The organism is Janthinobacterium sp. J1-1 (genome assembly GCF_030944405.1).
GTDB lineage: Bacteria > Pseudomonadota > Gammaproteobacteria > Burkholderiales > Burkholderiaceae_D > Janthinobacterium.
Window position 1 is genome coordinate 6,039,303 of sequence record NZ_CP132339.1, and the last position, 13,333, is coordinate 6,052,635.

At 66.3% G+C, this 13,333-nt stretch carries 12 protein-coding genes; 3 read left to right on the top strand and 9 right to left on the bottom strand.

Translation table 11 applies throughout. The features are described 5' to 3' along the window. Positions 1-9: 9 nt before the first annotated feature. Together Q8L25_RS27565 and Q8L25_RS27570 are read right to left on the bottom strand one after the other, a co-directional pair. Positions 10-2,448: a hypothetical protein gene (locus Q8L25_RS27565; RefSeq protein ID WP_308922419.1), complete on the bottom strand. Its 2,439-nt coding sequence runs from the start codon at positions 2,446-2,448 to the stop codon at positions 10-12. A 137-nt stretch (positions 2,449-2,585) separates the two neighbouring features. After that, positions 2,586-3,599: a serine/threonine protein kinase gene (locus tag Q8L25_RS27570; protein ID WP_308922420.1), complete on the bottom strand. Its 1,014-nt coding sequence runs from the start codon at positions 3,597-3,599 to the stop codon at positions 2,586-2,588. A 102-nt stretch (positions 3,600-3,701) separates the two neighbouring features. Between Q8L25_RS27570 and Q8L25_RS27575 the strand changes: the two genes are divergently transcribed. After that, entirely contained in the window at positions 3,702-4,412 is a 711-nt protein-coding gene (locus tag Q8L25_RS27575) for a UPF0149 family protein (protein ID WP_308922421.1), read from the top strand. Between the two features lie 45 nt (positions 4,413-4,457). On the opposite strand, the gene Q8L25_RS27580 is transcribed toward Q8L25_RS27575, so the two are convergent. The 6 genes from Q8L25_RS27580 to Q8L25_RS27605 all read right to left on the bottom strand — a co-directional run bounded on the left by Q8L25_RS27580 (position 4,458) and on the right by Q8L25_RS27605 (position 11,264). Next, positions 4,458-5,977, bottom strand: a protein-coding gene (locus Q8L25_RS27580; RefSeq protein WP_308925651.1) for an ISNCY family transposase whose coding sequence is annotated in 2 segments (ribosomal slippage) — positions 4,458-5,071 and positions 5,071-5,977 — 1,521 coding nt in all. Because the reading frame shifts where the segments join, the coding sequence is not laid out codon by codon here. Between the two features lie 138 nt (positions 5,978-6,115). After that, positions 6,116-6,949, bottom strand: a complete 834-nt coding sequence (locus tag Q8L25_RS27585; RefSeq protein WP_308922422.1) for an ATP-binding cassette domain-containing protein — start codon at positions 6,947-6,949, stop codon at positions 6,116-6,118. A gap of 8 nt (positions 6,950-6,957) precedes the next feature. Next, positions 6,958-8,013, bottom strand: coding sequence for an iron ABC transporter permease (locus Q8L25_RS27590; RefSeq protein WP_308922423.1), 1,056 nt, complete (start codon positions 8,011-8,013; stop codon positions 6,958-6,960). Continuing rightward, positions 8,010-8,933, bottom strand: coding sequence for an ABC transporter substrate-binding protein (locus tag Q8L25_RS27595; protein WP_308922424.1), 924 nt, complete (start codon positions 8,931-8,933; stop codon positions 8,010-8,012). Before Q8L25_RS27595 ends, Q8L25_RS27590 begins: the two co-directional genes overlap by 4 nt. Further along, positions 8,921-10,015 (bottom strand): ChuX/HutX family heme-like substrate-binding protein, encoded by a 1,095-nt coding sequence (locus tag Q8L25_RS27600; RefSeq protein WP_308922425.1) that lies wholly within the window; start codon positions 10,013-10,015, stop codon positions 8,921-8,923. Before Q8L25_RS27600 ends, Q8L25_RS27595 begins: the two co-directional genes overlap by 13 nt. Before the next feature lie 349 nt (positions 10,016-10,364). After that, positions 10,365-11,264: a DMT family transporter gene (locus Q8L25_RS27605; RefSeq protein ID WP_308922426.1), complete on the bottom strand. Its 900-nt coding sequence runs from the start codon at positions 11,262-11,264 to the stop codon at positions 10,365-10,367. 175 nt (positions 11,265-11,439) lie between these two features. Between Q8L25_RS27605 and gcvA the strand changes: the two genes are divergently transcribed. Together gcvA and Q8L25_RS27615 are read left to right on the top strand one after the other, a co-directional pair. Beyond that, positions 11,440-12,372 carry a transcriptional regulator GcvA gene (gene gcvA, locus Q8L25_RS27610; protein WP_308922427.1) on the top strand — a complete coding sequence of 311 codons (933 nt, stop codon included), beginning with the start codon at positions 11,440-11,442 and terminating at the stop codon, positions 12,370-12,372. Then, positions 12,369-12,713 carry a hypothetical protein gene (locus Q8L25_RS27615; RefSeq protein WP_308922428.1) on the top strand — a complete coding sequence of 115 codons (345 nt, stop codon included), beginning with the start codon at positions 12,369-12,371 and terminating at the stop codon, positions 12,711-12,713. The genes gcvA and Q8L25_RS27615 overlap by 4 nt, the downstream gene beginning before the upstream one ends. Here Q8L25_RS27615 and orn read toward each other — a convergent pair. Further along, the gene (gene orn, locus Q8L25_RS27620; RefSeq protein ID WP_308922429.1) at positions 12,703-13,299 is read right to left on the bottom strand and encodes an oligoribonuclease; all 597 of its coding nucleotides are present in this window, start codon (positions 13,297-13,299) and stop codon (positions 12,703-12,705) included. The two genes, Q8L25_RS27615 and orn, sit on opposite strands and share 11 nt — an antisense overlap. Between the last annotated feature and the right edge of the window lie 34 nt (positions 13,300-13,333).

Below are 13,333 nucleotides of genomic sequence, written 5' to 3' on the forward strand. Positions count from 1 at the left end.
GGCTTTTTTTCAGTCCTCCTGGCGCGCGCGCCAGACGGTGCCCGTCACCGCATTGGTGTGCGTCAGGCGGTCGAGCACTTCGCGCGTCATGCTGGCCGACGTTACCTGTTCGGCCTTGACGCGGGCGGCTGTCAACGCTGCCGAAAACTCGCCCTGCTTTTCACGCAGGCTGGCGCGCAGGTCGGCCAGTTCGCGTTCCTGCTGCTGCGCGCGGCGCATTTCCAGTTCCAGCAGCTGCTGCTTGGCCACCGCCATCGCGCGCGTGGTCTCGGCCGCCTTGCGCTGCACGGCCGCATGCGCCTGGGCGCTGTCGAGCAGGGCTCGCTGGGCTTCGAGTTTTTCCTGGGCCGCCTGGCGGGCGGCCATTTCGGCCTGTTCGCGCAAGCGCATGGCGTCCTGCGCCTGCTCTTCCATCAGTGCGCGCGCTTCGGCCGCCACGGTGGCCTGCTTTTCCGCATCGAGGCGGCCGGCGATGGCTTTCGAGGCGCGTTCCTCGGCGCTGCTGGCCTGGCGCTGCTGCGCCAGCTTTTCATCGATCAGCGCCAGCGATTCGCGCTCGCAGGCGACAAAGGCGCGCTCGGACGCCAGCAATTCTTCGGCGGCGTGCGCCTTGTCGCTTTCCACGCGGGCGCGCTCGCCATGCACCAGGCCCAGTTCCACCGCCAGGCGTGCCTGCGCCTGCACCGCCTGCGCGGCGGCCGCCTTCTGTTCGGCATCAACCAGCGCCTGCTCCAGCAAAATGCGGGTGGCGGCCGCTTCCCGCTCGGCCGCGTCCTTCAAGGCCAACTCCGCGTCCTGCCGGGCGCGCAGCACCTCAAGCTGCGCCTGCTCGGCGGCAGTGCGTTCCTGCGTTGCCTGCAGCGCCAGCGTTTCCGCATCGAGTTTTGCCTTCAGGGCGGCGATGGCGGCCTGCTCGGCGGTGACTCTGTCCTGTTCCTGCGCCGCCAGGCGCTCGGCCTGTAGCGCCTTCTGTTCGGCCAGTTCGGCCGCCTCGCGCTGCGCCGCCAGTTGTGCTTCGGCGCTGGCCAGGGCCTGCTGTTCGGCTGCGTTCTGGCGTTCGGCCAGGTCGCTGGCCGCCTGCGCCGTTTGCGCGCGCTGTTGCGCCAGGCTGGCCGCCTGCTGCTGCGCTTCGAGCTCACGCGCCGCGGCCAGGCTGGCGTCGTGCTCGGCCGCTTCGCGCGCGCGGGTTTCCTGCAGCGCCGCCGTTTCCGCTTCCATGCGGGCGTGGCCGGCGATTTCCGCGTCCTGCTCGGCAGCGATGCGGGCCAGCGCCACGGCGCGCAGCTGGCGGTCCACTTCGATGCGCGCTTCGGTGGCGGCCAGGATGCGCATGTCGGCATCGCGGCGCGCCTGGGCGCTGGCGGCGGCCACCATCTCCAGGCGCTCGCGGTGGACGGCCGCGTCGCGCAGTTCTTTTTCCGTCTGCAGGCGCAGATGCAGCGATTGGGCCGCATGGCGTTCCGATTCGGCCTGCGCCAGCGCGATCGCTTCGCGTTCCTGTTCCAGGTGGGCCAGCGCGCGCGCTTCTTCCAGCGCCCGCACTTCGGCGGCGGCGCGGTTGAAGGCCGATTCCAGCGCGATCTGGTCGGCGCGCTCGCGCTGCACCGTCAGTTCCAGTGCTTCACTTTCCGCTTCGGCCAGCATCTGCGCCGTCTTGCGCGCGCCGTGGGCATGGCGCTCGCGTTCGCGCGCCATCACGGCCACGCGCGCGTCGGCCGAGGCGATGCCGACCATTTCTTCCTTGGCCGCCTGCACGGCGGCGACCCGCTCGACCGCCTGCAGGCGCGCCTGCTCGGTCTGTACCTGCAATTCCTCGGCGGCGCGCGCGGCCTGTTCGGCCAGCTCCGACTGCACCGCCACCTGTTCGCTGGCGCGCAAGCGGTTTTCCTGCTCGGCGCGCGTGCGCTGTTCGGCTGCCAGGCGGATTTCATTGTCGGAGTCGACGCGGGCGCGCAGTTCGGCCGTTTCCAGCTTCACCGCTTCGAGCCGCGCCACGCTGGCCTGGGCGGCGGCGCGCATGGTTTCCAGGCGCTCGCGGTTGGCGGCGATGGCTTCCTCGGCCGCTTGCGCGTTTTGCTGGGCGGCGGCGGCGGCGGCCGCATCGATGGCGGCGCGGTCTTCGGCCAGCGTGCGCACGCGCGCCTCGGCCAGGGCGCGGCTTTCGGCGGCGCAGGTGGCTTTCGCTTCCGCTTCGACCCGGGCAATGGCTTCGTGGATGGCTTTCAGTTCCATCTGCTGGCGGCCGGCGGCCGCATCGGGAGCCACTTCGGCCGTATCGCCGCCGGCATCGGATTCTGCTGCCTGCGACACGGGCACGGCCTTGGCCTGGGCGACGGGGGTGTCGGCTTCCGGGTCGAGATCCTGGAAATCATGCAGCGAGACGATGCTGTCCTGGTCGAACTCGTCGTCGTTGAGGGCGGCGGCTTGCTGATTGTGCTGTGCTGGCATGCGGGTATGCATAATTTCTCGCTGAATCGGATGAATTACAGAATTCCTGTTGGAATTATCGACACCATTATCGCGTGCCCGGGCCTGCATCAGCGCGGCAAGCAGAGGCCTGTTTACCGCGCTTTTCCCTATTTAGCTCAGATCGGCCAGAGCGGCGCTTCGTCCATGAGAGCCACCTGTTCGCGCAATTCGAGGATGCGGTCCTGCCAATAACGTTGCGTGTTAAACCACGGAAAGGCGACCGGAAAGGCCGGGTCGTCCCAGCGGCGCGCCAGCCAGGCCGAATAATGGATCAATCGCAGGGTGCGCAGCGCCTCGACCAGGTACAGCTGGCGCGGCTGGAAATCGCAGAAATCCTCGTAGCCGGCCAGGATATCGCTCATCTGGCGCACCTGGTCGCCGCGCTCGCCCGACAGCATCATCCACAAATCCTGGATGGCGGGACCCATGCGGCTGTCGTCGAAGTCGACAAAATGGGGGCCGGCGTCGGTCCACAGCACATTGCCGCCGTGGCAGTCGCCATGCGTGCGCAACAGCGCCACGTCGCCGGCGCGGTCATAGCAGCGCTTGACGCCGTCGAGCGCCTGCTGCGCCACGCTGGAGTACGCGGCCACCAGTTCGGGCGGCAGGAAGCTGCCCGCCAGCAGGAATTCGCGCGGCTCGACGCCAAAGGTGTGCGGATCGAGCGCCGGGCGCTCCTTGTAGCTGGACAAGGCGCCGACGGCGTGGATGCGGCCGATGAAGCGCCCTGTCCATTCCAGCGTGGCCGGATCGTCCAGCTCGGGCGCGCGGCCGCCATGGCGCGGGAAGACGGCAAAGCGGAAGCCCTGGTACTGATGCAAAGTCGTGCCATTGATGTCCAGCGCCGGCACCACCTGGATTTCGCGCTCGACCAGTTCCGACACGAACGCATGCTCTTCCAGGATGGCGGCGTCGCTCCAGCGCCCGGGGCGGTAGAACTTGGCCACCAGCGGCGCGCTGTCTTCGATGCCGACCTGGTAGACGCGGTTTTCATAGCTGTTCAGCGCCAGCAGCCGGCCGTCGCCATGCAGGCCGACGCTGTCGAGTGCGTCGAGCACGCAGTCGGGGCTCAGTTCGGAATAAGGGTGGACGGGCCTGTCGTCCTCGTGCGGCGGGTTTTCGTTGTGCATAAGCGCCATTGTACGGCGCGCAAGGGCGGCCTGCATAAACACTTGGGCGGCGCGGCCCTGCAAGGCGTATACTGTCCCCTTACTTCAAATTAAGAGCAAGCCATGCAACTCGAACAGCCATTATCAGAAAAAGAATTTGACGAACTAGACCAGTTCCTGTTGTCGGACCGGTGCTCCGAAGACGCCATGACCATGGATATGCTGCACGGCTATCTGACGGCGGTGGCGATCGGCCCGGAACCGATCATGCCGGCCGAGTGGTTGCCGCGCGTGTGGGGCGAGGATATCAAGGACGCGCCCAAGTTCAAGAACAGCAAGGAAGAAGAACGCATCGTCAACCTGATCATGCGCTTCATGAACGAGGTGCTGGTTACGTTCGAAGTGGCGCCGAAAGAATTCGAGCCGCTGTTCGTCGAGCACGAGCATGAAGGCCAGACCCTGATCGACGCCGAAGCCTGGTGCTGGGGCTTCTGGGACGGCATGGAACTGCGCGAAGGTTCGTGGAACGAGATCTGGGACTCGGAAGTGGGCGACCTGATGCAGCCGGTCTACCTGCTGGGCGCCGACGAGATCGAGGAAGAGGAACTGAAACTGGTGGAAGACCCGGTCAAGGCGCACAAGCTGGCGCAGGAACTGGAAGCGAACCTGCCGGCAATCCACCGTTTCTGGGTGCCGCGCCGCAAGCCTGCCGTGCAGACCCTGAAACGCGAAGAGCCGAAAGTGGGCCGCAACGACGACTGCCCTTGCGGCAGCGGCAAGAAGTACAAGAAGTGCTGCGGCGCCGAGCCGGCCGCCGAGCCTGCAGCCGAGTAATACCCTGTAGTACGCCACTGCGCCGCTTCATGCGGCGCTTTTTTTCTAGGTCAGCACATTTAGCTCATCGCACAGTTTCTCCAGTCCCGCCAGATAGTGGGCGGGATCCTTGCGGAAACGATGGCGCTGGCAGCGCGCCTGGCGACGCCGCTCCAGGTCGGCGCGCGTCGCGCGCCATCGGTCTTGCGGTACGGCGGCGAGCATGTCGCGCGTCACCGTGCCGGTCCGGGTAAACAGCGCTGCCGGCATGCGCACACTGCCACTGAGCACCAGTGAAGGCGAGGCCACCTTGCGGCCACTGGCACGCCGTTCGTGGTAGCGCAGGCTGCCGAAGGCCTGCTCCAGCGCATTGTTCGTGCGGGGCAGTCCGGCAATGCGGTAACAATGGAACACATCGCCGCCGTAACTGGCGCTCACCTTGACGAAGTGCGACAGGGCCTTGCGCAAGGTGTCGGGCAGGTCGGGGCACTCCGTGGCGCTGTCCATTTGCGCGAGCCAGTCCCGATAACGCACCATCAGCGCATCCGCCGATAGCCCCTCGTCATTGCGCAGGATCGCACTCGCGCCCTGCACCCAGGCCGCGCCTTGCGCCACCTGCGGCCACCATCGTGCGGTACTGCTCAGGGCGCGCCCGAGCATGCCGGCCAGGCGCTTCACTTCCGTGGGCGCCCCCTTTTTTGCGCGGCGCGCCGCGCGCTGGCATGGATGCCGGAGAGCTGTTCGTGCAAGCGCAAGCCGCCAAAGACCAGCGGTGCGCGCGCGTCATCGGTCAGCGCGCTGCGCACCGCCGCGCAGTATCCCAGGGCGACTTCGCCGGTCGGCCCGGGCCGTTGTTCGGCAACGCGTTCCAGCGGGCGCACACCACGCACCAGTTTCTTGAGCTCTTTCTTGGCATGCCGGTCCGCCTCCCACAAGGGACGCGCCGCTTCCTTCAAGTAGTGAAATTGGCACAGTTGATGCGGCACCCCGGGCAGGGCGGCAGCGACCGCTTGGCGGATACTGTGCTGGCCGTCGGACACGACCGCCACCACGGGCACCGGCAGGGCGGCCGTCACGTCGGCCAGCAGGCATTGCAGCTCGGCACGCGCCGATGACAGCAGGCTGCGCGCGCACAGCACTTGCCCGGACAGCGTGTCGCGTACCACCCACAAGACCTCATGGCCCACATCGGGCTGCAGGCCGTCAATGGCAAGGATCGCGCGTCCCTGGGCAGCCAGTTGCGCGGCGCGTTCGGGCAAGGTGTCGAGTGCCAGGCTGAGCAGAATATCGTACTGCGTCAGCAGGTTCGAGACGCTGCGTTCGGCCAGGTCGACACCTTCCTGGCGCAACTGCTGGAAGATCTCGGGACAAGAGCGATGTTCGCGATAACGCAACTGCCCCACGCGCAGCACCACATCGAAGCTGAATTCCTGCTTGGGTAACGCCCAGCGGCCTTCTTCCTCGGGATGGCAGACTTGATGGAAGCGTGGGCATTGGGCATTCTCGCAGCGGCGGATTTGCAAGCGCAGCTGGATCAGCCCATGCATCGTCACCAGCTTGCGGGTCTTGGTATATGTCGTCGGCATGCGCTGTGCGCATGCGGCGCAGTCGGCGCATTGAAGTGCCAGCGTGTACTGACACTCGGCTTCGCCACGAATAGGACGTCCTGACATGATCGCTCTCCTTGAGGAAGATTCCCATGCGACCTTGGACAGCAACGCGCTTCAATAGTGCCCGCGGGAGAGGTAAGCAGAATGTGCCGCCCTAGTTTTTTTTGCCGGCATTTTGGCCGGTGTTTTGGCTGGCACCACGCACACGTCGCCGGCGCTGTTGGTAGCCGTCGTCAGGGCAATGCCGTACAGCGCGGCCAGCTTGGGCACAGCGGCCATATCGCTGGCGATGTCCGCCACCAGCTGGCCCGAACGCACCAGCAGCAGGCGCTCGAAACCCAGCAGCGCGTGGTTGATGTCGTGCAGGATGGCGACCACCGCGTGGCCGCGCGCGCGGCAAAAATTGGCGATGCTGTCCAGCAGCTCAAACTGCAGGCCCGGATCGAGCGCGGCCAGCGGTTCGTCGACCAGCACCAGCCCGCCTTCCACATCCCACAATTGCGCAAAGATGCGCGCCAGCTGCACCCTGGCCTGCTCGCCGCCCGACATGCTGTCCATGCGCCGGCCCAGCAGATGGCTGGCGTGCGCCAGCGCGGCCGCCTGCTGCACGATGTGATGCAGTTGCGGATCAAACAGGCGCGCCACCCGGCCGAGACCAATCACCAGTTCCGCCTGCAGGCCGAAGGCCACGTTCGATGCCTGCGGCAGCACGGCGCGGCGCAGCGCCAGCTTCATCAGCGGCCATTGTTCCAGCGGGCGGCCGCCGAATGTCACGCGCCCGGCATGCGGGCGGCATTCCCGCGCCATCAATTTGAGCAAGGTGGTCTTGCCGGCGCCGCTGGGGCCAAGGATGGCGACCCGTTCGCCGGCGGCGATGGACAGATTGAAGGGTCCGAAATACTGCTGGCCCAGACGGGTGGTGGCGAAATGCAGTTCCAGTAATGGCATGGCGTTCCTCAGGCGGTGGAATGGCGAAAGCGCCGCAGCAGCATCAGGAAAAATGGCCCTCCCAGCAGGGCCGTGAAAATGCCGACCGGGACCTCGGCGGGAATCGCCACCGTGCGCGCCAGGGTGTCGGCCAACAGCAGCAGCAAGCCGCCCGCCAGCATGCCCAGCGGCAGCACGCGGCGCTGGTCGGCGCCCAGCCAGGTGCGCACCAGGTGCGGCGCGATCAGGCCGATAAAACCGATGCCGCCGCACCAGGCCACGGCAAAGCCGGTCAGCACCGCCACCAATACAATCACCTGGGTGCGCAGGCGGCCCACGTCGACACCGACATGCAGCGCGGCCGCTTCGCCCAGCGCCAGCGCGTTCAGCGCGCGCGTCAAATACCGCGTCGCCCACAGCGCGCCGGCCAGCACCAGCAGCAAGGCGGCCACCTGGCGCCAGCTGCCGGCCGCCAGCGAACCCAGGGTCCAGAATGTCAGGGTGCGCAACTGCTCGTCGCTGGCCAGGTAGATGCACAAGCCCATAACGGCAACCATGATGGCGTTCAGCGCCACGCCCGTCAGCAGCAGGCCGACAATCGAGCCGGGGGTGGCCCAGCGCGCGACACGGTCGAGCAGCACGCAGACAATCATCGCGCCAGCAAAGGCCGCGCCCGGCAGCAGCCACAGACGCAGCTCGGGCACCACCTGCAGGCCGGCCGCAAACACGATGGTGATGGCGCCCGCGCAGGCCGCGCCGCTGCTGATGCCCAGCAGGCTTGGGTCGGCCAGCGGATTACGAAACAAGCCTTGCGTCAGGCCGCCGGCCAGCGCCAGCGCGGCGCCCACCAGCACCGCGAACAGCGCGCGCGGCAGGCGGATATGCCACAGCACATAGGCGCCGCCGGACAAGGGTTCGTCACTGGCACGCAGCGGCGCCAGCCAGTCGGCAAGAGTCACCGGCACGGCGCCGGCCTGCACCGCGAGCGTCAAACCGATGGCCAGCATGGCCACCAGCAGCGCCACGGCACCGGGACGTGGAACATTCCAGGCCCGGCCCGCCGGCGCCAGCGGCATCACGCTCATGCCGTCATGGCTTTGACGAACGCGGTATCGAGCGCCGCCAGCGCCTGCGGCATGCGCGGGCCAAAGCCCAGCAGCAGCATGGCTTCTTGCGAGACGATGCGGTGCTGCTTGCCGGCCGGCGTCTGTGCCAGGCCCGGCAGTTTCAGGATGCCGTCGACCCCGCCCGACGCCTTCAAGCCCTGGTCGGTGACCAGCACGACGTCGGGCCGCGCGGCGATCACGGCTTCCGGCGTCAGCGGTTTGTAGCCGCCAAAACCGGCCGGTCCGCCCATCACATTGATGGCGCCCGCATACGCCAGCATGGCGTCGGCGCCGGTATCCCTGCCACCGACCATCACCTGGTTCGGCGCATGGGCCAGGATAAACAGCACCCGTACCGGGGTGGGCCGCCGCTGCACGCCGGCCAGGGCGCCGCTCCATTGCTGCTGCAAGGTTTGCGCAAGGCGCGTGGCCGGCTCCGCGCGGCCGGTAATCCGGCCCACCTGTTTTACCCGCTCGAGCAGGCCTTCGAAGCGGTTGTTCGCGTTCAGCACATGCACCGTCACGCCCGCGTCGCGCACCTGGCGCAGCACCGTGGCCGGCCCCGCTTCTTCGGTCGCGATCAATTGCGTGGGCGCCAGCGACAGCACGCCTTCGGCCGACAGGGTGCGCGCATAGCCCACCTGCGGCAGCTGCTGCGCGGTGGCCGGGAAAAGCGACGTCGTGTCGACGCCCACCAGTTCGGCCTGGGCATCGAGCGCATACACGATTTCGGTCAGGGCGCCGCCCACGCTGACGATGCGGCGGGTCTTGGCCAGCGGCTTGCCGGCGTCGCTGACGGCGGCCAGCACCTGCATCGGCGCGGCCAGCGCGATGGCACCAGCTCCCATTTTTTTCAGCGCGATACGGCGCGCCACGCTGGCGGCGATCATGCGGCGCATAATTCACCCTCCGACACAACGCGCTCGACCACATTGCGCCATTCGCACAATTCATGGTTGCCCGGTTTGCGCTCGCCAAAGAACATGACGATGGTGTCGCCCTTGGCGTCGAACAGTTCGACCGAGGTGACCAGGCCATCGACGGTGGGCTTTTTCACCACCCAGGCGCTGGCGACATGGTCTTCGCGCAGATGCAGGTTGAAGCGGGCATCGAGGATATTGATCCACGGCCCCGCAACCAAAATCTTGTGCACCGGACCCGAATGGATCTGCATCATGCCGGGGTTGCCGACAAAGGCCATGATGGCGACTTTTTCGCGCGCCGCCTCGTTCAGCAGATCGAGCACGCAGGATGCATCGAGCTGCTGCACGAAGCGCGGCTCGGCCAGGCGCAGCCCCTGCAGGCGCGAGACCGAGTATTTTTTCAGCAAGGCGAAAAAATCATGGGTGTCACGCAGGTCGGCCCAGCCGGCGCGAAAGCCGGCCACGTCGATCCGCGCATCGGGCAATTCCGCCACCGGCGCCGGCGAGGCCGCGACGGTCATGCCCGGCTCCTGGTCGTCATCGGCAAAGCGCGTCACCAGCGCCTCCCAGGCGGCCAGCGCGCTTTGCGGTTGCAAAAAAATCTTGTGCACGGCATGGCCGGCGGCGTCGAAAAACTGCAGGCTGCGCTGCACCGCGTTTTCTTTCAGCTCGCGCACGGCAAAGCCATGCGCCCACTGGCGGTAGAACACGCGCAGGTCGATCTCGCCGCCGAGCACCAGGCCCACGTGATGATTGTGGCTGGCCTGGCGGTAGACGCCGGTTTTTTCATGCACGCAGGAGGCGTTGCGCGTCAGGGCCATCACCTCGCCTACCGGTTCGAGCGCGGCGATGATGGCGGGCCATTGCGCCTGCAGGCGCTCGACGCCCAGCAAGGCGCCGTCGGCCAGCGACAGGCCCGCATGCGCGGCGATCAGCTCGCCTTCGGAAATCTGCAGCTGCTGCGCGATATCGCGGTGGCGCGCATTTTTCTCGCGGCGCAAACGGGCGAACTCTTCGGCGATCTCGATGCTGCGTGATGGGCACGTGGTGGTGGGCACGGTGGTCTCCTTTCAAGGCGAACACTGGCTGGCGGCAAGCTGGCTGGTGGGAAGTAGTAAAATCAATTATAAATGCGAATCATTCGCAATTAAAGATTTATTTGTATTGTGTCCGCACGAAAAATAGCCGCGTCAGAATAGTGACGTTAAGTTATCTCCCCAGGCCACAGAACACCGGCAAACGGATTAAAGCCTGAGTCGCCCGCACAGGCATTCCGGGCCAAGCGAGGCCGAAAAATGCCGAGGGCAAGGCGCAGCGACGAAGACAGTACGAATAGTACGGCGAGGAGCTGCAACGCAGCCATCGGCATTTTCTCGGGCTCGCGTCTCCGGCCCGCCATTTCCAAAGTCAGGCGCTGGCCTGCGCACCCGGCATGACGGCCGGCTTGGCCGCAGGCTTGTGCGCCAGCAACACCACCGCCGCCAGCACCATGGCGCCGCCCAGCAATTGCGTGCCGCTGACCTTTTCGCCCAGCATGCCCACGCCAAACGCCATGGTGATCACCGGTTCGAAGGTGGAAATGATGGACGCGCGGGCCGCGCCGATCTGCGCCACGCCGGCAAAAAACGCCGCGATCGCGATCGCCGTGGAGAACAGGGCGATCGCCGCCACCGCCAGCCAGCCGGTGGCCGTGCCCGGCAGGGACACGCCCTGCCAGACGGCGATCGCGCTGTTGGCCAGGCCGGCCGTGCCGAGTATCACCACGCAGGCGGCCAGCGGGTGGATGATGACCGCGCTTTTCGACAGGCTGTTGCCAAACAGGATATAGACCGCATAGACGCCGGCGGCCATCAGCGCCAGCGCGATGCCGATCGGCTGGCCCTGCAGCTTGCCGCCCAGGGTGACGGCCATGCCGGCAATCGCCAGCACCATCAGCACCAGCATGCGGCGGTCCAGCTTTTCCCAGCCCAGCGCCAGCGCCAGGATCGTCACCAATACCGGATAGGCATACAGCAACATGCCGCACAGGCCGCTGCTGGCATACAGCAAGGCATTGAAATAGCCTTGCGACTGGGCCGTATACATCAAGCCCATCAGCATGTAGCCGGCCAGCAGGCGGCCGCGCGGCAAGCGCCAGCCGCCGAGCCACACCAGCGGCAACAGCAGCATGGCGGCGACCACGAAACGCAGGGCCAGCATGGTCGACGGATTGACCCCGGACGCATACGCCGCCTTGGCAAAAACGGCGGAGCTGCCGAAACCGGCGGCCGACAACAACACCAGCGCAACGGCGCGGCGATCAGACATGACTTACCTCTTCAAATGATGGGAACAAAGCCGATCGCGGATGGCTTTGAAAATATGGGACATGCGTCAATGAATTTGCGGGTGCAATTCACGCATCATTGACATGATAAGTGCTTGCGGAAAATGAAACAAACCAATATTCTTCACGGATAGATTCAATTTGATTAAGGCTCGCATGTCCCGTCACCTGCCCCCGCTCGCCGCCCTGCATGCGTTTGAAGCGGCCGCCCGCCATGAAGGCTTCCAGCGCGCCGGCGAAGAGCTGCATGTCTCGGCCGGCGCCATCGGCCACCATGTCCGGCAGGTCGAGGCCTGGCTGGGGGTGGCGCTGTTCCAGCGCCTGCCGCGCGGCGTGGTGCTGACCGGCGCCGGCCAGCGCTATGCGGCCGCGCTGGGGCCGGTGCTGAACCAGCTGGCCGAAGTGTCGGAGGCGGCGCGGCGCCAGGGCGACGACAAGGTGGTGACGGTGACGGCCACCAGTTCGCTCGTCTCGCGCTGGCTGATGCCGCGCCTGGGCCGGCTGCGCGACCGCCATCCGCAGATCGAGCTGCGCGTGCTGGCCTCGATGCATCCGGTCGACCTGGCGCGGGACGGGGTCGACGTAGCGATACGGCTGGGGCCGGGCCGCTATCCGGGCCTGAAGGTGGATTTGCTGATGGAAGAACGGTTTTCGGCCGTCTGCAGTCCCGGCTTTCGCGCCAGCGCCGCCAAGCTGCGGCGACCTGCCGACCTGCTGCGCTATCCGCTGCTGCACGACGAACCGGAAGTGCACCTGGCCGGTGAGATCGACTGGGGCCGCTGGCTGCACAGCTGCGGCGTCGCCTACAGCGGCAACAGCGGCGCGCGTTTTTCGCACACCTATTTATGCCTGGACGCCGCCGCCAGCGGCCAGGGCGTGGCGATCGCCGCCAGCCCCTTGATCGGCGACGACCTGCGCTCGGGCCGCCTGGTGCGCCTGTTCGAACACCAGGTGCTGGGCCCCCACTGCTACTACCTGCTGCGCTCGCCTCAGGCCGAGACGCGCCCGCTGGTGCATGCCTTCTGCGAATGGCTGATCGCCGAAGCGCGGGCCGACCAGGAAACCGTGTGGCCGGAGGTCGACGCATGAGTACGCGCGAGTTGGCGCGCAGCCGCCATTACATGGTCGAGCATGAATATGAATCGGCCTCGGTGACAGGGCCAAATGGCGTCAGGACGGTGATCGGCGAGTTTTATGGCGATCCGGCGGTGGCGCTGATCGATGCGCAGGAACGATGGTGCGCGGTGGCCGGTGCAGGGCTGATCGTGTGCCGCTTGGCGCCTGCTGGAACTTGCGTGGAATACTACAGACAGCCGGACGAGACCCTGTGGATCACCGGCTTGCGGCAAACGGGGCCGTTTGCGGTGGCACTGCAAGCCGAGGATGGCGGCATGACCATCCTCGACTTCGGCAACGATCTTACAATTTGATGAAATGCTCGCGGTAGTATTTCAGCTCTTCGATCGATTCGAGGATATCGGCCAGCGCCGTATGCTTCTGGTGCTTCTTGAAGCCGGTGGCGATTTCCGGTTTCCAGCGCTTGCACAGCTCTTTCAGGGTCGACACGTCGACGTTGCGATAGTGGAAGAACGCTTCCAGCTTCGGCATGCCGCGCACCATGAAGCGGCGATCCTGGCCGATGGTGTTGCCGCACATCGGCGATTTACCGGCTGGCACGTACTTTTTCAGGAACGCGATCAGTTCCGCTTCCGCCTGCGCTTCCGTCACGGTCGAGGCCTTGACCTTGTCGATCAGGCCCGAGCGGCCATGGGTGCCCTTGTTCCAGGCGTCCATCTTGTTCAGGGTTTCGTCCGACTGGTGGATCACGAACACGGGGCCTTCGGCCAGCAGGTTCAGGTGCATGTCGGTGACGACCACCGCCACTTCGATGATGCGGTCGGTGTCGGGCTCCAGGCCGGTCATTTCCATGTCGACCCAGACCAGGTTCATCTCGTTGGGACGGGCCGGCACGGCCGGTGCGGGGGAGGATGTGGATAAGTCGGTCGCTTGTGACATAATTCTCTCTTGGCCTAATCAACTGAATAATCAG